At 67.3% G+C, this 18,762-nt stretch carries 20 protein-coding genes, 1 tRNA gene and 1 riboswitch; of the genes, 11 read left to right on the top strand and 10 right to left on the bottom strand.

What is annotated here, in order from left to right; all coding sequences use genetic code 11:
* The 7 genes from B146_RS29390 to B146_RS0118630 all read left to right on the top strand — a co-directional run.
* Positions 1–192: hypothetical protein (locus B146_RS29390; protein ID WP_040408769.1), on the top strand; the 192-nt coding region annotated here is incomplete at its 5' end.
* Positions 189–461 (top strand): hypothetical protein, encoded by a 273-nt coding sequence (locus B146_RS0118605; RefSeq protein WP_019997985.1) that lies wholly within the window; start codon positions 189–191, stop codon positions 459–461. The genes B146_RS29390 and B146_RS0118605, both read left to right, overlap by 4 nt.
* Positions 461–646, top strand: a complete 186-nt coding sequence (locus B146_RS0118610; RefSeq protein ID WP_019997986.1) for a hypothetical protein — start codon at positions 461–463, stop codon at positions 644–646. Before B146_RS0118605 ends, B146_RS0118610 begins: the two co-directional genes overlap by 1 nt.
* Positions 643–1,755, top strand: coding sequence for a DNA polymerase III subunit beta (gene dnaN, locus B146_RS26665; RefSeq protein ID WP_019997987.1), 1,113 nt, complete (start codon positions 643–645; stop codon positions 1,753–1,755). Before B146_RS0118610 ends, dnaN begins: the two co-directional genes overlap by 4 nt.
* A 2-nt stretch (positions 1,756–1,757) precedes the next feature.
* Positions 1,758–2,057: a hypothetical protein gene (locus B146_RS0118620; RefSeq protein ID WP_019997988.1), complete on the top strand. Its 300-nt coding sequence runs from the start codon at positions 1,758–1,760 to the stop codon at positions 2,055–2,057.
* A 22-nt stretch (positions 2,058–2,079) separates the two neighbouring features.
* Positions 2,080–2,304 (top strand): helix-turn-helix domain-containing protein, encoded by a 225-nt coding sequence (locus tag B146_RS0118625; RefSeq protein ID WP_019997989.1) that lies wholly within the window; start codon positions 2,080–2,082, stop codon positions 2,302–2,304.
* Positions 2,301–3,512 (top strand): site-specific integrase, encoded by a 1,212-nt coding sequence (locus B146_RS0118630; protein ID WP_040408770.1) that lies wholly within the window; start codon positions 2,301–2,303, stop codon positions 3,510–3,512. Before B146_RS0118625 ends, B146_RS0118630 begins: the two co-directional genes overlap by 4 nt.
* 72 nt (positions 3,513–3,584) lie before the next feature.
* On the opposite strand, the gene B146_RS0118635 is transcribed toward B146_RS0118630, so the two are convergent.
* Positions 3,585–3,661 (bottom strand) — tRNA-Arg (locus B146_RS0118635).
* A gap of 55 nt (positions 3,662–3,716) precedes the next feature.
* A complete protein-coding gene (locus B146_RS0118640) occupies positions 3,717–4,364 on the bottom strand; it encodes a thiamine diphosphokinase (RefSeq protein ID WP_019997991.1) in 648 nt (215 codons plus the stop codon).
* 177 nt (positions 4,365–4,541) lie between these two features.
* A riboswitch (TPP riboswitch) is annotated at positions 4,542–4,642 on the top strand.
* A 51-nt stretch (positions 4,643–4,693) separates the two neighbouring features.
* Here B146_RS0118640 and thiB point away from each other — a divergent pair.
* The 4 genes from thiB to B146_RS0118665 all read left to right on the top strand — a co-directional run bounded on the left by thiB (position 4,694) and on the right by B146_RS0118665 (position 9,830).
* A complete protein-coding gene (gene thiB, locus B146_RS0118645; protein WP_019997992.1) occupies positions 4,694–5,704 on the top strand; it encodes a thiamine ABC transporter substrate binding subunit in 1,011 nt (336 codons plus the stop codon).
* Between the two features lie 82 nt (positions 5,705–5,786).
* A complete protein-coding gene (locus tag B146_RS0118655) occupies positions 5,787–7,409 on the top strand; it encodes an ABC transporter permease subunit (RefSeq protein ID WP_019997994.1) in 1,623 nt (540 codons plus the stop codon).
* On the top strand, positions 7,406–8,137 hold the full coding sequence (gene thiQ / locus B146_RS26670) for a thiamine ABC transporter ATP-binding protein (protein WP_019997995.1): 732 nt from the start codon (positions 7,406–7,408) through the stop codon (positions 8,135–8,137). The genes B146_RS0118655 and thiQ overlap by 4 nt, the downstream gene beginning before the upstream one ends.
* 148 nt (positions 8,138–8,285) lie before the next feature.
* Positions 8,286–9,830, top strand: coding sequence for a M48 family metalloprotease (locus tag B146_RS0118665; RefSeq protein ID WP_019997996.1), 1,545 nt, complete (start codon positions 8,286–8,288; stop codon positions 9,828–9,830).
* A 78-nt stretch (positions 9,831–9,908) separates the two neighbouring features.
* Here the strand turns inward: B146_RS0118665 and B146_RS0118670 are convergent, their stop codons facing one another.
* The 8 genes from B146_RS0118670 to phbB form a co-directional block, all read right to left on the bottom strand.
* Positions 9,909–10,775 (bottom strand): RNA polymerase factor sigma-32, encoded by an 867-nt coding sequence (locus B146_RS0118670; protein ID WP_019997997.1) that lies wholly within the window; start codon positions 10,773–10,775, stop codon positions 9,909–9,911.
* A gap of 285 nt (positions 10,776–11,060) precedes the next feature.
* Positions 11,061–11,663: a CarD family transcriptional regulator gene (locus B146_RS0118675; RefSeq protein ID WP_019997998.1), complete on the bottom strand. Its 603-nt coding sequence runs from the start codon at positions 11,661–11,663 to the stop codon at positions 11,061–11,063.
* 575 nt (positions 11,664–12,238) lie between these two features.
* Positions 12,239–12,577, bottom strand: a complete 339-nt coding sequence (gene fdxA / locus B146_RS0118680) for a ferredoxin FdxA (protein WP_019997999.1) — start codon at positions 12,575–12,577, stop codon at positions 12,239–12,241.
* 273 nt (positions 12,578–12,850) lie between these two features.
* On the bottom strand, positions 12,851–13,198 hold the full coding sequence (locus B146_RS26675) for an RNA-binding S4 domain-containing protein (protein ID WP_019998000.1): 348 nt from the start codon (positions 13,196–13,198) through the stop codon (positions 12,851–12,853).
* 32 nt (positions 13,199–13,230) lie between these two features.
* Positions 13,231–16,668 (bottom strand): helicase-related protein, encoded by a 3,438-nt coding sequence (locus B146_RS0118695; RefSeq protein WP_019998001.1) that lies wholly within the window; start codon positions 16,666–16,668, stop codon positions 13,231–13,233.
* Between the two features lie 174 nt (positions 16,669–16,842).
* The gene (locus tag B146_RS0118700) at positions 16,843–17,226 is read right to left on the bottom strand and encodes a hypothetical protein (protein WP_019998002.1); all 384 of its coding nucleotides are present in this window, start codon (positions 17,224–17,226) and stop codon (positions 16,843–16,845) included.
* 197 nt (positions 17,227–17,423) lie between these two features.
* Positions 17,424–17,753, bottom strand: coding sequence for a hypothetical protein (locus B146_RS0118705; protein WP_019998003.1), 330 nt, complete (start codon positions 17,751–17,753; stop codon positions 17,424–17,426).
* Positions 17,754–17,941: 188 nt separating this feature from the next.
* Positions 17,942–18,667 carry an acetoacetyl-CoA reductase gene (gene phbB, locus B146_RS0118710; RefSeq protein WP_019998004.1) on the bottom strand — a complete coding sequence of 242 codons (726 nt, stop codon included), beginning with the start codon at positions 18,665–18,667 and terminating at the stop codon, positions 17,942–17,944.
* Between the last annotated feature and the right edge of the window lie 95 nt (positions 18,668–18,762).

The raw sequence follows: 18,762 nt of genomic DNA on the forward strand, positions 1-18,762 counted from the left end.
CAGAGCACCCGCCACGCGGCCAAGCTCGCGCTCGCCGTGGACCGGCTGTTGAACGACGGGGTGCGGAACCTCGACGCCAACCGCAACGCCGTCCCAACCGCCGCCGCCGACCTCGCGAACTTCGCGATGATGGTGGCCGATGTGGTCACGGCGGGCGGCCTCGCCGGCAAGGCGGAGGGAGAGGCCGCATGAACCGCGACCAGCTCACCCTTGCCCGTCAGGCCCTCGGCCTGCCCAACCCGCGCCGGCAGTCCTATGCGAACCACTTCGTCGCGCCCCCGCGCGGCGAGGCGCTGGAGGCCTGGGGCGAGATGATCCGTGCCGGCCTCGCGATCTGCCGCACCGGCTCGGCCGAGACCGGCCCCGCTATCTTCGCCCTCACCCGTGCTGGCGCCGATCGCGCGCTCGCGCCGGGCGAACGGCTGAACCCCACCGACTTCCCGCCGATCGGAGCGCACTGATGGAGACCGAGAACGAACGCAGGTCGCGCCAGTGGAACGAGCTGGCCGACACCATCGCGGAGGGGCGGCCTGTCGAAGCTTTGAACCTTTTGCACGAGTTGCGCCCTCAAGACGTTCCTCAACCAGGCCACGTCATCCGCCGCATCGCGGATCGCACCGCTCAAACGCTGAGCCATTCCCGATGAGCGCGTCCATCCTCGCTTTCGCCTGCCAGCGCGACACGCTCTCGGCCGGGCTGGATCGCGCCCGCAAGATCGTCGCCGGACGCAACACGATCCCGATCCTCAGCAACCTTCTCCTAGAGCTGAACGCGGACGGGACGCTGATGATCAAGGGCACCGATCTGGATATTGAGACATCAGTCCAGGTTGAGAACGTGGACGTGGTGACGCCTGGCGCCACGACGGTTTCCGCCGCCGCCTTCGCGGCCACCGTCGCCAAGATGGCGGCCGGGCGCGTGATCATCGATGCGACCGACACGGCCCTGACGGTTCGGGCCGGGCGCGCCCGCACCACATTCCAGACCTTCCCGGCGGAGGACTTCCCCGACATCTCGGCGAAGGTGGCAACGCACAGCTTCACGATCCCGCATCTCGACCTGCGCAGGATCTACGAGAAGTGCGACTTCGCGATCTCCAACGAGGAAACCCGCTACTACCTGTGCGGCGTCTACCTGCGCACCATCGACGGCCAGCTGGTGGCGACGGCAACGGATGGACACCGCCTGTCGCGGCTCGTGCTCGACATGCCCGATGGCGCCAAGGACATGCCCGGCATCATCATCCCCGACCGGACGGTGAGCATGTTCCGCGAGCTGGCGGACAAGGAAGACGTGCCGATCCAAGTCGAGCTGTCCGAGAACTTCATCCGCCTGCGCAGCCCGAAGATGACGATCTATTCCAAGCTCGTCGATGGCACCTATCCCGACAGCGAGCGCATCATTCCGCGCGGCAACAATCAGGTCGCGATCGTAGAGCTGGCCGACCTCGTGGCAGCGATCGACCGCTTGATCGTGCTGACCGACAAGGACAGCCGCCGTTACCGCATGGAGTTCACGGCCGGGCAGATCACGATGTTCTCGAAGGCCGATGCCGGCGAGGCGGAAGACACGATTGACGCCGCCTGCGACTTCGATCTGACCGTGGGCTTCAACGGCAAGTACCTCCAGGACATGTGCAAGACCATGGTCGGCCCGAAGCTCCGCCTGGAGATGGGCGACGCCGGCTCCCCGCCGCTCATTCGGGACGAGGGCGACCCCACCCGCGAACTCGTTCTTATGCCGATGAGGGTCTAGCGATGGCCGAGCACTGGAAAGCCGAAGAGAACCGGCACTTTCGCAACCGCGATCATATGTCCGGCCACATCATCAGGTTCGATCCGACGCCCGAGCCCCGCAAGAATGCGGATGGCACGACATCTCTCGGCCTGCGCATCCCCGCCTTGGTCATCACTCACTATGTCGATGATCCCGCCAAAGCCGCCCAGGACATCGCGGACGCGCTCAACTCGGCCGACGCGAAGGACAAGCGCATCGCCGAGCTGGAGGCGCAGCTTGCGGCCGCCTCAGTTCAGGGCAGGGGCGCGGGCAATGGCTGAGAGAGCGCAAGATAAGCTCTTTTTGGATGACAAGGAGATCGCATCCCGCCTCGGCGTGAAGGCGAACCTGTTTCCCGCCATCGCCCAAACGCTGGAGAAGGACGGCTTCCCGCGCCGCGATCCTCTGTTCGAGGACAAGCGCTATTGGCCGGCCTGCCGCTCCTATCTCGACCGCCGCCAGGGCGTCCGTCAGGATAACGACGGGGCCTTGCCCCTCAATCCTGATGGAAAGGAAAACTGGACATGACGAAAATACCCGGCTTGAGGCGCCGAAAACGCAAGGATGGGGAAGCTCTCTACTGGATCGCCGCCGATATCTCGCGGCAGGCGGAGGGCTATCCCACCCCAACCATCCGCATTCACTCGTCAGACGCCGATGAGATCGCCTCGCTCTGCCAGCGTTACACAGCCGAACTGTTAGAATGGATCAGCAACGACAAGGGGACGCGGCCGAAACGGTTCGACGGCACGTTGCGCGGCCTGATCACGCTGTACCGCAAGAGCGCCGACAGTTCCTATCGCGATATCAAGCCCAACTCACGGGCCATGTATGACGAATCGTTGGATCTCTTGGAGAAAACGGTCGGCGATCGGCAGCTCGCCCGTCTCAGCGGTTCGGACTTCCGGCGCTGGTACAAGAAGCTACGCGAGCCCGCCCCTCCGAAGAAGGAAGGCGACTTGCCCGGCCCCGAGCGCATCCGCCGAGCCTTCAAGGCGATGCAGCTCCTGCGCATCACAATCAAGTTCGGCGTGACAGAGAACGTGCCGGAATGCGTCCGACTGGCGACGATCCTCGCGAACATGCGATTCGAAGCGCCGGGCGCGCGGGAAATCTTCGTCACCTTCGAACAGTCGGCCGCGATCATCGCCAAGGCGATCGAAATGAAGCGGCCGAGCATCGCGATCGCCCAAGCCCTCCAGTTCGAGTTGACGCTTCGACAGATCGACGTCATTGGCGCCTGGACGATCGTGGAGGACGGCAGCAAGGCCGGCATCGTTCACCTTGGCCGTCGCTGGTCTGGCGGGTTGCTCTGGAGCGAGATCGACGCGGACGGCATCCTGCGCAAGCGCACAACCAAGACCGGCCAGAAGGCGGTTCACGACACGAACGCCTATCCACTGGTCTCGCAGGTGCTCGCTCTCATCGCACCCGAAAAACGCATTGGTCCCGTGATCGTCAACGAGACCACGGGCCTGCCCTATCGCTATCGGAACTTCATGCAGATGTGGCGCGCCATCGCCACGAAGGCCGGCGTTCCGAAGTCCGTCTGGAACAGGGATAGCCGTGCTGGCGGGGTCACCGAAGGCACAGATGCCGGCGTCGATTTGGAGGCCATGCGCCACCACGCGAATCATTCGCAGGTTTCTACAACGGCCCTCTACAGCCGGAAAACCCTGGAGAAAACACGCTCCGTCGCGGCGGCGCGCATCGCCGCCCGAAAGACCAACAAGTAGACCGTCCGAACGCCTGTCCGAACACCGTCCGAACGGATCGACAGGGCACGTAGGCTAGAGCACTGAATTCATTGGTGATCCCAGTTGGATTCGAACCAACGACCCCCAGATTAGGAATCTGGTGCTCTATCCTGCTGAGCTATGGGACCCCGCGGACTTTATAGCGGACGGGCCGGGTTTGGCCAAGGGCGAATGGGCGGCGCGTCAGCGGCGGGTCGGGTCGGCCTGGAGGAGGAGAAGGGCGCGGCCGGAGCGTAAGGAGAGGCGCAGGGGGCCGGTCGCTTCGTTGGACTGGGTGAGGATCGAGGCGAAGGGGACCGCGACACCCTCCAGCGGAAAGCGCGCGCCTTGGATGGTGAGGCCTTCGAGGTCGGAGAATTTCAGGAGCGAGAATTGCCTGCCGGGTTCGGCCTCGACCGCGAGTGGCCCACCCGGCAAAAGCGGCAGGACGCGCTCCATTCCGTCGAAGAGCTCGATCTGCAGGCCGGCTTCCGCCTCGCGCAGCGCGATCACCAGATGGGAAAAGGCGTGGTCGCTGCGCCCGCCGAGCGCGCCGACGAGAAGAAGATCGCTCGCGCCCCGCGCCCGCGCCGCCTGAATGGCGAGTTCCCCGTCGGTCCGGTCCTTGTCGCGCGGGAAACGCTCGCGCGGGACTTTGGCGACCCCGTCCGGGTCGACGAGATCGGGCGGCGAGGAATCGAAATCGCCGACCCAGAGCTCGGGCTGGACCTCGAGCGCGGCGGCGTGGCGGATGCCGCCATCGGCCGCGATCACGCGCCGGCCGGTGAGGGCGCGGCGAAGGGCGGGGGTCGGGTCGATCGATCCGGCGAGCAGGACGGCAAAACGGCTCATGCCCGCTCCATAGGGCTTCGCGATCCGGTTGGGAACATGCGGTCGCCGCTCGAAGCCGACGGGCTGGTGCGGCGCCCGCCCCGCCCTTGCCGCCCTTTCGGCGCGCGGCTAGAATGAAAGGGAGACCCTTTCGGGGGCACGGGCGCTTGTGCCCTGCCCGACCGACATCGGGGTCTCGACGCTCACACGGGGTGCCCATCCGGGCTGAGAGGCGTTCGCGTCAACCCGCCGAACCTGATCCGGCTCGTACCGGCGGAGGGATGGGGAGCATCGCGGCGCTGCGGCTTCGCGGTCGTTTTTCCGTTCATCCGGTGAATGGGAGACCCACCATGCTCCGCCCCACGCTCGCGGGCCTCACGCTCGCGCTGGCGCTTCTCGCGCCGGCCTCGGCGCAGGAACCGGCCAAGCCCGTTCTCACCGTCTATACCTATGAGAGCTTCGTGCCGGACTGGGGTCCGGGGCCGAAGGTGAAGGCCGCCTTCGAGGCCGAATGCGCTTGCGAGCTGCGCTTCGTCGGGCTGGAGGACGGCGTCGCCATCCTGAACCGGCTGAAGCTCGAAGGCGAGACGACGCAGGCCGACATCGCGCTCGGCCTGACGGCGGAACTCGTGCCGGAATTCAAGAAGACCGGCCTTTTCGCGCCGTCTGGCGTCGATCTCGCGCCGCTCGCCATTCCCGGCGGCTTCTCCGACGACGTCTTCGTGCCCTTCGACTATTCCTATCTCGCCTTCGTCTACGACACGGAAAGCGTGAAGACCCCGCCCGCCAGCCTCGAGGATCTGGTGAACGGCGATCCTGACCAGAAGATCGCGATCGAGGACCCGCGCACCTCGACGCCGGGCCTCGGCTTCCTGCTGTGGATGAAGTCGGTCTATGGCGACCGGGCGGAGGAGAAATGGCGCACGCTGTCGCGCCGCATCCTCACCGTGACGCCCGGCTGGAGCGAGGCCTATGGTCTCTTCACCAAGGGCGAGGTGCCGATCGTCCTGTCCTACACGACCTCCCCCGCCTATCATCAGATCGAGGAAGGGACGGACCGCTACAAGGCCGCCGCCTTCTCGGAAGGGCATTATCTCCAGGTGGAACTCGCCGGTCGGTTGCGCACGTCCAAGCAGCCGGAGCTTGCCCAGCGGTTCCTCGCCTTCATGCTGACGCCGGCCTTCCAGAATGTGATCCCGACCGGCAATTGGGCGCTGCCGGCGACGAAGCCCGCCGAGCCGCTGCCGCCCGCCTTCGACACGCTGGTGCAGCCGGCAAAGCCGCTCGCGATCGACGCCGAGACCGTGGCCGCGCACCGTCAGGCCTGGACCGAGGAATGGCTGCGCGCCATGGGCCGCTGAGATCGGCCTTTGCGCAGATGATGAAGATGACGATCGAGCGCGCGGCGATGGCCTTGCCGCGTCCGGCGCGCAGGACCTTCCGTTGAGGGCGCAGCGGCAGGCGGACGCCCTGTTCCTGTCCGCCGCCGACCGGCGCTGGCGGCGCGCTGCGGCGCTCGGCGCCTTGGCGCTCGTGCTCCTGTTTCTGTTCGCGCCCTTCGTTTTTCTCGGCGCGCGGTCGGAAGGGTTGGTGCCGGCGCTCGCCGGTCTCGCCGATCCCTATCTTCAAGGTGTCATCGGTTTCACGCTGGGGCAGGCGCTTCTTTCCACGCTCCTGTCGCTGTGTTTCGGCGTGCCCTTCGCGCTGGCGCTGCATCGCAGCCGCCTGCCCGGCCGGGCGCTGCTTCTGCGGCTTCTGCTTCTGCCGCAGGCCTTGCCGGTGCTGGTCGGCGCGCTCGGCATCGTCACGATCTTCGGGCGAAATGGGGCGCTGGCCGATCTTCTGGTCTGGCTCGGCCTGCCGCGCCCCTCGATCTACGGCCTGCCGGGCATTCTTCTGGCCCATGTCTTCTTCAACATGCCGCTCGTCACGCGCATGGCGCTCGGCGGGTTGCAGAGCGTGCCGGCGGAAAGCTGGAAGCTCGCCGGGCAATTGTCGCTCTCGCCGCTCGCCACCTTCCGTCTCGTGGAAGCGCGGGCGCTGCGCGCCGTCCTGCCGGGCGCGGCGGCGCTCGTCTTCATGCTCTGCTTCACGAGCTTCACGCTGGTGCTCGTGCTCGGCGGCGGCCCGGCCGCGACGACGCTGCAGGTCGCGATCTATCAGGCGCTGCGATACGATTTCGCGCCCGACCGCGCCCTGGCGCTGGCTTTGGCGCAGGTGGGTCTCGTGACGCTGTTCCTGCTGCCGACGGTTCTGGCACGCCCCGAGGCGGCGCTCGGCGGCTTCGGCCTCGGCGCGCCGCAGCGGCGCTTCGATCCCCCCTCCCCCTTGCGCGGCGGTTTCGACGCTTTCGTTCTTTCTGTCGGCCTCGTTCTTCTCCTCGCGCCCTTCGCGGCCATTCTCTGGAGCGGCCTGCAGGCCGATCTCGGCAAGCTTCTCGCCGATCCGCAGGTCCGGCGCGCGGCGCTGACGAGCCTTGGCATCGCGGCCGGCGCGACGCTCATCGGCCTTGCGCTCTCGCTCGCCCTCGTTCTCTCGGCGGGCCTTTCCGGCATGCTGCGCCTCGTCTTGCGCCTCGTTCCGGCGCTCGGCCTCGTGGTGCCGCCGATCGTGATCGGCGCCGGCTGGTTTCTCGTGCTGCGAATGACCGGCGATGTCGCGCGCCTCGCGCCCCTCGTCGCCATTCTTGCCAATGCGATGGCGATCCTGCCCTATGCGACGCGCATCCTCGCCCCGGAAGCGGAAGCGGCGGCGCTGCGCGCCGGGCGGCTCGCCTCCAGTCTCGGCCTGTCGGGCTGGGCGCGGCTGCGCCATGTGGAACTCGCCTCGCTCGGCCGCCCGCTGGCGCTCTCGGCCTCGCTCGGGCTTGCCACCGCGATCGGCGATCTCGGCTCGGTCGCCCTGTTCGGCAGCCAGGATTTCGTGACCCTGCCGACACTCCTTCTCCAGCGCATGGGGTCCTATCGCTCGACCGACGCGGAAGGGCTGGCCCTTCTTCTGGGCGCGCTATGCCTCGGTCTCATTCTTCTGGCCGAGCGCGGCCTTCTGGAAAGGCGCGCCCGATGACGGCGATCGAACTGAACGGCGTGACGCATCGTTACGAAGGCGCCGAGATGCGCTTCGATCTCACGGTGGAGGCCGGCGAATGGCTGGCGCTGATCGGCCCGTCCGGCGCGGGAAAGTCCACGCTGCTCGATCTCGTGGCGGGGTTTCTCGCGCCCGAATCCGGCACGATCCATCTGATGGGCGCGGATCGGACGCGCGACGAGCCGGCCACGCGCCCGATCAGCATGATGTTTCAGGACAACAATCTCTTTGCCCATCTGACGGCCGAGGAGAATGTCGCGATCGGCCTCGAGCCCCGCGCCCGGCTCGGCCGGGCCGCGCGCGAGCGGGCCCGCAAGGGCCTCGCCGAAGTGGGCCTCGAAGGGTTCGGGCCGCGCCGACCGGCGGAGATGTCGGGCGGCGAGCGCCAGCGCGTGGCGCTGGCCCGCGCCTTTCTGCGCGAACGGCCGATCCTGCTTCTGGACGAACCCTTCGCCGCTCTCGGGCCGGCGCTGCGCGCGGAGATGCTGGCGCTCGTCGCCCGGCTGCGCGCCCGCGCGTCCATGCCGCCGACCGTCGTCATGGTGACGCATCACCCGGACGACGCGCGCGGCTTTGCCGACCGGCTGGCGTTTCTCGAAAACGGACGCATCGCGCTGACCGGCCCGGTGGCCGAACTCCTGGACGAAAGGCCCGATCCGAGGCTCCGCGCCTATCTCGGCGGCGCCAGGGATTCGGGTGAACCCTAATTTGGTCCTTTTCCCCGGGCATCGCGAAAAGCGCCGAACGGATGTCGTTTTGAAATTTTGTGTGACGCCTCAACCCTTTCGCGAGGCGGTCGGTTTCGGATAGATCATTTCGGACTCGCATGAATGTTACCGCAGGGAATCGTCGGACATGGTGCATGAGGTTTCGCCGCTCGGCGTCGCACGAACCAGCTCGCTGGTTCGTCGCGCGCTCAAGGGGGCGATGGTCGCATGGCCGCTCTGGTTTCTCGCCGGCTGCACCACTCTGGGCGCCGGGCTGGAGGAAGCCGCGGTCAGTCCCGACGTTCAGACCGGCTATCTTCCAGGCCAGAGCCGGCAGCCCGTGTCCTTCGACGCGGTGCAGTCCTCCGACCCGCAGTCGACCATCGGCAAGTCGCAGCATCCCAAGATTCTCGCGGCCTATGGCGGCGCCTATTCCGACCCGAAGCTCGAGCTGATGCTGGCCGGCATCGTCGGCAAGCTTGCCGCCGTGTCGGAGGACCCCAACCGCGCCTATCGCATCACCGTCCTCAACTCGCCCAATATCAACGCCTTCGCCCTGCCCGGCGGCTTTCTCTACGTAACGCGCGGTCTCCTCGCGCTCGCCAACGATTCGGCCGAGGTCGCCGCCGTGCTCGCCCATGAGATGGGCCATGTGCGCGCCAATCACGGCATCGAGCGCCAGCAGCGCGAGGAAGCGGCGGAACTCGCGGGCCGCGTCGTGTCCGAAGTCCTGTCCAGCGACACCGCGGCGCGCGCGGCGCTGGCGCGCGGGCGGCTGAATCTCGCCAGCTTCTCGCGCAATCAGGAGCTTCAGGCCGACGCGATGGGCATCAAGCAGACGGGGGATGCGGGCTACGACCCCTATGCCGCCGCGCGCTTCCTCAAGGCGATGGACAGTTTCTCCAACTTCCGCAACGCCTTCCAGGCGACCAATCCGCAGCTCGACTTCCTGGCCTCGCATCCCGCCGCGCCGCAGCGCATGGAGCTGGCGCGCCGCCATGCCGCCGCCTTCGGGCCGGAGGGCGTCGGCGTGACGGAGCGCAACCGCTATCTCGACGGCATCAACGGCATGCTGTTCGGCGACACGGCGTCGGAAGGCTATGTGCGGGCGCGCACCTTCTTCCATCCGGGCCTCGGCATCACCTTCTCGGTGCCCGAGGGCTTCGTGATCGACAACACGGCGGAAGCGGTGCTCGCCACCGGGCCGGGCGACACGGCCGTGCGCTTCGACGGCATCGCCGTGCCCGAAACCACGAGCCTCACGGACTATATCCAGAGCGGCTGGGTCGGCGGGCTCGACAAGAACTCGATCCGTCAGGTGCAGATCAACGGCCTTCCCGCCGCGACGGCGCAGGCCGCCGGCGGGTCCTACGTGTTCAACGTCACGGTGATCCGTATCGGCGGGCAGGTCTATCGCTTCCTGACCGCCCTGCCCGCCGACTCGGCCGGGCGCCTCGCCAGCATTTCGGGCAGCATCGCGCAGTCCTTCCGGCTCCTGTCGCCGGCCGAGCGCAACAATCTGAAGCCGCTGCGCATCCGCGTCGTCACGGCGAAGGCGGGCGACACGCAGGAGTCGATCGCCGCCCGCATCCAGGGCGTCGACCGCAAGCTCGACATGTTCCGCCTTCTCAACGACATGACCGACGAGAGCGAGGTCGAGGCCGGCGAGCGTTACAAGATCGTCGCGGAATAGACGGCTTTCCGATTTCCATCACCGACCAACAAAAAGGCCGCCTCGAGGGCGGCCTTTTCGGTTTCGGAGAGAAAGCCTTCAGCTGATGAAGGCGGCTTCGTCCGGGTTGGCCTTCAGAAGCGCGGCGCGCAGCTTTTCCAGCGCGCGGGTCTCGATCTGGCGCACGCGCTCCTTGGAGATGCCGAGCTTGGAGCCGAGCGCTTCCAGCGTCGCGCCCTCGTCCTGCAGGCGGCGCTCGCTGATGATCTTCAGTTCGCGCTCGCTGAGCACGTCCAGCGCCGAACGGAGCCAGATCACGCGGCGCTCGTCGTCGATCGAGGCGGAGACCATCTCGTCGGGCAGCGGATCGTTGGAGACGAGGAAGTCCTGACGGTCGGCCGAGCCGGACTCGTCTTCCATCAAGGGCGCGTTCAGCGAGGAATCGGGGCCGGACAGGCGCGAGTCCATCAGCGCCACGTCGCCTTCCGACACTTTCAGCGCGGTCGCGATTTCCTTGTACATCTCGGTGCCCGACAGGCTCTCGCTGCCCTGGCTGAGACGGGCGCGCAGACGACGCAGGTTGAAGAACAGCGCCTTCTGCGCCGACGACGTGCCGCCGCGCACGATCGACCAGTTGCGCAGGATATAGTCCTGGATCGAAGCGCGGATCCACCACGTCGCGTAGGTCGAGAAGCGCACTTCGCGCTCGGGCTCGAACCGCGCCGCCGCTTCCAGAAGGCCGACATGGCCTTCCTGGATCAGGTCGTTCATGGCGAGGCCGAAATGCCGGAACTTCGAGGCCATGGAGATCACCAGGCGCATATGCGCCGAGGTGATCTTGTGAAGGGCTTCCTGGTCCTGGTTCTCCTTCCAGCGCACGGCCAGCTCGTATTCCTCCTCCCGCGCCAGATAGGGAGCGGCCATGGCGGCCTGGATGAGATGGCGACGCGTGGATTGGGACTTCATGGCACGAACCTTCCGAGGACGTCGATAACACCGATCACAGGGGCTCTTTGCGGCCGTGCGACCGAAGAACCGTTGCGAGGAAAATGCGTGTCTCGAAGGAAGGTTCCGGCAACCGGAATCTTTTTTGCGCAATGTAGCGCTTTTTTTCAGACGTCAAGATCGAGGGGGAAAAGCGACGGGGAGTCCGACTCGACCCGTCTTTTCGTCGTATCAGGTCTTGACCCATAAGAAAAGCCGGCCAAGGAACTGGCCGGCTTTTTCAAGGGTGACGGATGGGCGAAGCGCTTACGCGGCTTCTTCCTGCTCCGCCTCGGCGGTGAGGTCGTCATCGCCCTCGGTCTCGTCCTCGTCCAGAACCTTGGCGTTGCGCTTGGGATTCTTGTTGAGGTTGGTCTCGATCAGGCGAACCGCTTCGGTCTCGCTCACCTCGTTCACGGCGGCGAGCTCGCGCGCCATGCGGCCGAGGGCGGCTTCGTAAAGCTGACGCTCGGAATAGGACTGCTCAGGCTGGGAGTCGGCCCGGTAGAGATCGCGCACCACTTCGGCGATGGAGATGAGATCGCCCGAATTGATCTTCGCGTCGTATTCCTGCGCGCGGCGGCTCCACATGGTGCGCTTCACGCGGGCACGGCCCTGCACGACCTTGAGGGCGCGCTCCACGAAGTCGGTTTCGGACAGCTTGCGCATCCCGACCTGCTCGGCCTTGGCGACCGGCACCTTGAGGCGCATCTTGTCCTTCTCGAAGTCGATCACGAAGAGTTCGAGCTTCATGCCCGCGACCACCTGCTCTTCGATCGCGACGATCTGACCCACGCCATGAGCGGGATAGACGATGCTCTCGCCGGTCTTGAAACCCTGACGCTGGGAGGTCTTCTTCTGAGTGCTCATACGCTTGGTAAACTCCCTGTTGTGCAGAGCGACGAAGGCCGCTATGCACGGCACGACCGAGCGGTCGCGGACTGAGCGTTCCGACCCCAATGAGCCGGACCAGCCTGGAACCCCGGGGGCCGGCCTTCACGACGCTCGCACGACAGCCCACCGGAAAGAGGCGGTCTGGAAGAGCGGACGTTCGGGAAGACCTTTCGGAAGCGCCGTGAGCGCTGGTCGGACACGAGGATCCGACTGCAACGTTCGACTGTTGCAGAAATAATACCCTGTCCGGATCAAAAATTCAACCAAAATGCGCAGGGAACCGCACGTGTCCACGCTCGTTTTTCGCGGTTGCGAAAACGAGGTCGTCGCCGGTCGGCAACGGAAAGCGCGGGCGAAGCCAGGGAGCCGGTTGGAACGGCCGTCCTTCCCGCTGGAGCCCGCCGGGATCGTCCGGCATGAGGTCCGCCCGAAGCGGGGATTTCAGGAGACGTTAGAAGGAGGGTGCGCCGCGATCAAGCGGGAAATTCCCCTCCCCCTTCTTCGATGTCAGCTTCGGGACAGTCGCCCCGAAGCTTCGCTTGTCCTAAAGGTCAGTCGCCTTGGCCGGGCGCGGTGGAGAAGAACTTCTCCAGCTTGCCCTCGACGCCGTCCATGTCCTTGGCGTCCGCCGGCGGATCGCGCTTGACCGTGATGTTGGGCCATTGCGTCGCATAGTCGGCGTTCAGCTTCAGCCACTTGTCGAGCTGGGGCTCGGTGTCCGGCTTGATCGCCTCGGCCGGGCATTCCGGCTCGCAGACGCCGCAATCGATGCACTCGTCGGGATGGATGACCAGCATGTTCTCGCCTTCGTAGAAGCAGTCCACCGGACAGACTTCCACGCAGTCCATGTACTTGCAGCGAATGCAGTTGTCGGTGACGACATAGGTCATGGCATGTTCCCGAACTGGAAGCGCCCGAGCCGCGCCGGCGGGCGCGAGCCCCGGGCGGAACGCTTTCTTGAGAAGTGAGCGAGGCCGCCGCGCCTGATGGTGGACGCTTCGCCAGGGCGCAAGAGTGCCTGCGCCCGGTCAGAGCGGGAGGTAGCCGCTCATGCCCTGTCTGGCAAGGGAATCCTTGTTCTTATTCGAACGGATCGGGAGAAGGATCATCCGCGTCGCCCGAGGCCACGCCGGCGCTTGCGCCTTCGACGACACCCGCGCCCCTCACCCCTGTTCCGGCTCGGCGCTCTCGTCCTCGCCCAGGAGATCGCTGAAATCCTCGCCCTCCGGCCGCCGTTGGGCGGGCGGCGTCAGGTCCTCGAACAAGCGCGCCGCTTCGCTGGCCGGACCCCGGCGCAAGCCGGGGTCGAGAACGCGAAGCACCCGAACGCGCTCGTGCACGGAGATGGTGAGCACGTCGCCCGGCCGCACGATTCGCGCGGCATGGCCGACCTTTTCGCGGTTCACCCGCACCGCGCCCGACACGGCGAGCTTCTGGGCAAGCGATCGGGATTTAACGACACGCGCGAAGAACAGCCACTTGTCGATGCGCTGTTCTCCGCCTGCCACCATGCGCCTTCCGGCCTCCCTCGGTTCCGCTCGGCCTATTTCAGCTTGTCCTTCAGCGCCGCGAGCTTGGCGAACGGGCTGTCCGGGTCCACCGGCTTCTGCCGGTCGTTGCGGCGCGGCTCGGTGCTCATCGTGCGCTGAGCATCGCGCTCGGGCTTGGCGTGAGGCTTGCCGCCGCCGCGATGGCCGCCGCCGAAGCGCTCCTCGCGGGAGCCCTCGCCGCCGCGACCCTGTTCGCGACCACCTTCGCGCCGCTCGCCGCCGCCCTTGCCGCCGAAGCGCTGGCCGCGCCCTTCGCCGCCATTCTGCTCGGTCCGGCCCCCGCCGCCGCCGCGCCCGAAGCGCTGGCGGTTGTCGGGACGGGCTTCGCCTGCGGTCGCCTCGGCCTCGCCGGCACGCGGTCCGGCCGAGCGGCCAGCGCCGCCATGACGGCCCGGTCCGCGCGCGCCCGGCGCGCCGCGCCCCTGGCCACGGTTGCGGTTCTCGCCGCGATAGGGGCGCCAGAGCTGGACGATCTTGGCGGGCTCGGCGCCCTCCGCTTCGGCCACGGTTCCGGCATCCTCGGGCGAGGCTTCGGACAGGGCCGTCTCGACAGGCGTTTCCTCGGCCACGGGATCGCTCACCGCGCCGGCGTGACGCACTTCCACTTCGTCGGCGTTCGACACCGGCTCGTCGCTGAGGATCGAATCGACCGGGCGCGGATCGTCGCCCGTCACGGCCGTCAGCTCGTCGTCCTGCAGCGCGGCGCCCGGATGCATGGCGGGCTGAAGGTCGGCCGTGGACAGGCTGTCGGCGGAGGCCAGCGGCTCGGCGACGTCGCTCTCGGTGGCGATGCCGTCCTGCGCCGGGGCATCGCCTGTGAGCGCGAGCGTGGCGCCTTCCTCGAGGATCTTGGCGTCCTCGGCGCTCACCTGCGCCGCCTGACGGCTGGCGGCGAGCGCGGCGGCGGCCGCCTGGTCCTGCGTGGCGATGGTCGTGTCCACCTCGCGCTGATCGACGCCCTGCGAGCGGTAGCCGAGGCCCTTCAGGATTTCGTCCATGTCGTCGGCCGTGGCGCCGAGGATCGACATCATGGCGGGGGTCACGAGGAACTCGCGCCCGTTATAGGCGCCGTCCGGGCGCTTGCCAGCGCCCGGCGTCCAGCTCAGAGCCGGGCGGATGAGGTCGGCGAGACGCTCCAGGATGTCGACGCGCACCGCGCGCCGGCCGAGCAGGCGATAGCCCGCCAGCGAATAGAAGATCGGGTCGAACGTGGCGTCCGGCTGCACCGAGGTGCGGCCCGTCGCCAGAAGCTGCGTGACCTCGCCGAAGCCCGGACGCTCGCGCCCGTCCTTGGCGACGGCCCAGAGCAGCGTCATCAGCGCGGCCGGGGCCGGCTTCACGAGGGCCGGCAGGAAGATATGGTAGGCGCCGAAGCGCACGCCGAGGCGACGCAGCGCGGCGCGCGCGTCCTGGTCGAGGCCGCGCACGTCTTCCGAAATCTCGCGGCGTTGGATCAGGCCGAAATTCTCGTAAAGACGGAAGGCGATGCCGCGTGCCGTGCCTTCGACGCCCTCGGGCTCGCGCAGGTCCGCGAGCGGCTTGAGGATCGTCGAGATCTGGTAGGTGACGAAGCGCTCGACCCGCTGGGCGACCTTGTCGCGCGCGGGGCCGGTCAGCCCGTCGTCCGCCAGGAGCACGGTGCGCGGGCGCAGCGGGTCCTCGCCCGCCGTCAACGTCGCGACGGGGGCTCCGAGCCAGCGCACGAGCGCATCCGAGCCGAGCGCCAAGTCGCCGTTCGGCGCGTTGAAGAACCGCTCGGCCCGCTTGTCGTACTCACCCGCCAGCGCCTTCTGCGCGGCGGCTCGAACGGCTTTGGCGTCGGGCCCGTCGGACTTCACGTCCGGCGTGAACCTGAACCCTTGCAGCTCGCCCACAAGGTGGCCCTCCACGAGCACCGTGCCGTCGCTGCCGATTTCAGCTTCCATGAATGCGTTCTCTCTCAGCCGCTTCATCAGGACGCTTGTCCTGCGATCTACGAAGCGTTTCGTCAACCGCTCGTGGAGCGCGTCCGACAATCGATCTTCGATTGCCCGTGTGTTTTCCTGCCAGTGTGTCGGATCAGACAGCCAGCCGGGTCGGTGCGAAATATAGGTCCACGTACGGATTTCGGCGATCCGCTGCGAAAGCGTGTCGATGTCGCCCTCGGTGGAATCGGCGCGCCGCACCTGCGACGCCATATAGTCTTCGGCCACCGCGCCGCGTTTGACAAGGTCGCCATAGATCGAGGCGATGATCTCGGCATGCTGGGCGGGCGCGATGCGCCGGTAATCCGGCAGCTTGCAGGCTTCCCAAAGCAGCTCGACATTCCTGGCGCCCTTGGCGGCGGCCATCACCCCCTCGTCGCGGGTGAGGAAGTCGAGCGCGCGCTGGTCCACCGCCGGGAGCGCCCGCACCAGCGCCTCGTCCGGCGGCAGCGCGTCGAGGCTGCGCTTCAAGCTTTCGACCGAGGCGAAGTCGAGATGGCGCGAGCGCCATTGCAGCACCTTCACCGAATCGAAGTGATGGGACTCCAGCGCTTCCACCAGTTCCTGCGGCAGCGGATCGACCCGGCCCGTGACGCCGAACGTTCCGTCGCGCACATGCCGGCCGGCGCGCCCGGCGATCTGGCCGTATTCGGACGGGTTCAGCTGGCGATACTGGAACCCGTCATATTTCCAGTCCTGCGCGAAGGCGACGTGGTCGACATCGAGATTGAGGCCCATGCCGATCGCGTCGGTCGCGACCAGAAACTCCACCTCGCCGTTCTGATAGAGCTCGACCTGCTTGTTGCGCGTGCGAGGGCTGAGCGCGCCGAGCACCACGGCCGCGCCGCCGCGCTGGCGCCGAATCAGCTCGGCGATCGCATAGACCTCCTCGGCCGAAAAGGCGACGATGGCCGAGCGGCGCGGCAGGCGGGTGATCTTCTTGGAGCCGGCATAAAGAAGCTGCGACATGCGCGGGCGCGTGACGCATTGAATGCCCGGCAGGAGGCGCTCCAGGACGCCGCGCATCGTGGCCGAACCCAGAAGCAGCGTCTCCGAGCGGCCCCGCGTGTGCAGGATGCGGTCGGTGAAGATATGGCCGCGCTCCAGATCGCCGGCGAGCTGAACCTCGTCGATCGCGACGAACTCCGCCGGCGTTTCGCGCGGCATGGCTTCCACGGTGCAGACCTGATAGCGCGCGTTGGGCGGCTTGATCTTCTCCTCGCCCGTGATCAGCGACACCGCGCCGATCCCCACGCGCTCCACGACGCGCTGGTAGACCTCGCGCGCCAGAAGCCGCAGCGGCAGGCCGATGACCCCGGACGAATGCGCCACCATCCGCTCGATCGCCAGAAAGGTCTTGCCGGTGTTGGTCGGCCCGAGCACGGCGGTGACGCCGCGCCCGTCGAAACGGGAGGCGGGCCGCTTGGCGTTGGCGGGCGTCGAGGGAGGAAGGCGGATGTCCATCATGGTCGGACCATAGGTGGGTTCGCGTCCGGGAAACGCAAACGATTCTCTGCGGCAAACTGCCCACCCGGGCGCAGGTCCCGGCCTTGCAGGGTCCCGGCCATCCGCCCAACGGCAAAGGCCGCCCCCGCCCTTCGGCGGAAGCGGCCTTCGATCTCGGATCGGAATCGGGCGCGCTCAGCGCACGTCGATGACATCACCCGTGCGGGCGTCGATAATGACGGTGATGTCGTCGCCTCGGCGGTCGCCACCGTCGACGCGGATCGTGCGGCCCCGGCGCGACACGTCGTCCAGCTCGCGCAGCCCCTCTCGGCGCGCGATGCGGATCGCCTCGCGATCGCTGATCGAACGGCGCATGCCCGGCGGGGGCGGCGGCGGGCCGTCGCGCCAGCCCGGAGGCGGGCCGCGATCATAGGGCGGCGGCGGAGGGCCGCGGCGGTCGTCGTCGGGAACGACGCGCAGTCCGCCCGGACCGATCTCCAGCGACTGCGCCATCGCCGGCAGCGTCGTGGCCAAGGTCAGGACGGCCAGACCTCCCACGCGCAGGAAGCGTCTCATCATGTCTCAACTCCCCTTGAAGCCCCAGCAGGGGCGCTCAACGATTCGGCGTCCCGAAAGCCTTCGGTCCACGAAAAGGTTCCCGGCCAACGAATCGCGCGGAACTCGATCCCGCAATCGCACTCCGATGCGCAAGGCTGGCGGCACGAAAAAGGCGGCGCCAAGGCGCCGCCCGATGCGAGGAGAAGGAATTTTCGAGCTTAGCGGACGGACAGGACTTCGCCGCTGCGACGGTCGATATCGACCTGAATGTCGTCGCCGCGACGATCGGTTCCCATGACGCGGAAGCTGTTGCGCATGCGGGTCACGTCGTCCACCTCGCGCACGCCTTCCGAGCGGGCGATCCGCACGGCGTCGCGCTCGCCGATCTCGCGGCCACGGCGATCATCGCGGCGCATGTCGCGCTGCTGGTTGGGATCGACGAGGCGCACGCCGTCGCGACCGATCTCGATGCCCTGCGCGAGCGTCGGAGCGGCGGTGCCGAGCAGCGCGACGGCGGCGAGGGCGAGGGTCAGGTTCTTGCGGATCATATCATGAATCCTCGAAAAGGGCGCAACCTCTTCCGGTTGCTTGTCGGCCGGGAAATGATCCCGCTCCGCTTCGGTTCCCTTTTCTGTCGCTCGCCAAGTCGTTTTGCCTCTTGGGCCCGCGAAACTTGGCCATCGCGCCCGCCGGGACCGACCCGCCGGGCGCGCGATTGCTGCATCGCAAGAAAACTCTAGGCGAAATACTGCCCGCCATTGACGGTCATCGTCGCGCCCGTGATGAAACCGGCGTCGTCGGAGGCCAGGAACAGGACGGTGCGGGCGATCTCCTCGGGCTCGCCCAGGCGGCCGACCGGGATTTGCGGCAGGATGCGCTCGTTCAGCACCTTCTCGTCGATCGCGCGCACCATGTCCGTGCCGATATAGCCGGGGCAGATGGCGTTGACGGTGATGCCGACGCGCGCGCCTTCCTGCGCCAGCGCCTTGGTGAAGCCGATGTCGCCAGCCTTGGCGGCGGAATAGTTCACCTGCCCCGCCTGCCCCTTCTGGCCGTTGATCGAGGAAATGTTGATGACGCGGCCGAACCTGCGCTCGCGCATCCCCTCCCAGGCCGGGCGCGTCATGTTGAACAGCCCGTTGAGATTGGTGTTGATGACGGCGGTCCACTGCTCGGCCGTCATCTTGTGGAACATGGCGTCGCGCGTGATGCCGGCATTGTTGACAAGGACGGCGAGCGGGCCGAGCTCGGCCTCGACCCTGGCGATGCCCTCGGCACAGGCCTCATAGGAGCTGACGTCCCATTTGAAGACCGGGATGCCGGTTTCCGCGCGGAAGGCTTCGGCCGCCGCGTCGTTGCCGGCGTAGTTGGCGGCCACGCTGTAGCCCGCCTCCTTCAGCGCCTTCGACACGGCGCCGCCGATGCCCCGCGTTCCACCCGTCACGATCGCCACTTTGCTCATGCGTTTCCTCCGAAGTCTTCTGGGCTGCTTTAGGGATGACACGAAGCGGGCCGCGACCGGGACGGCCGCGCACCGAAGCGTGATCGGAAAGGGAG

The organism is Aureimonas ureilytica DSM 18598 = NBRC 106430, from assembly GCF_000382705.1.
Taxonomy (GTDB): Bacteria; Pseudomonadota; Alphaproteobacteria; order Rhizobiales; family Rhizobiaceae; genus Aureimonas; species Aureimonas ureilytica.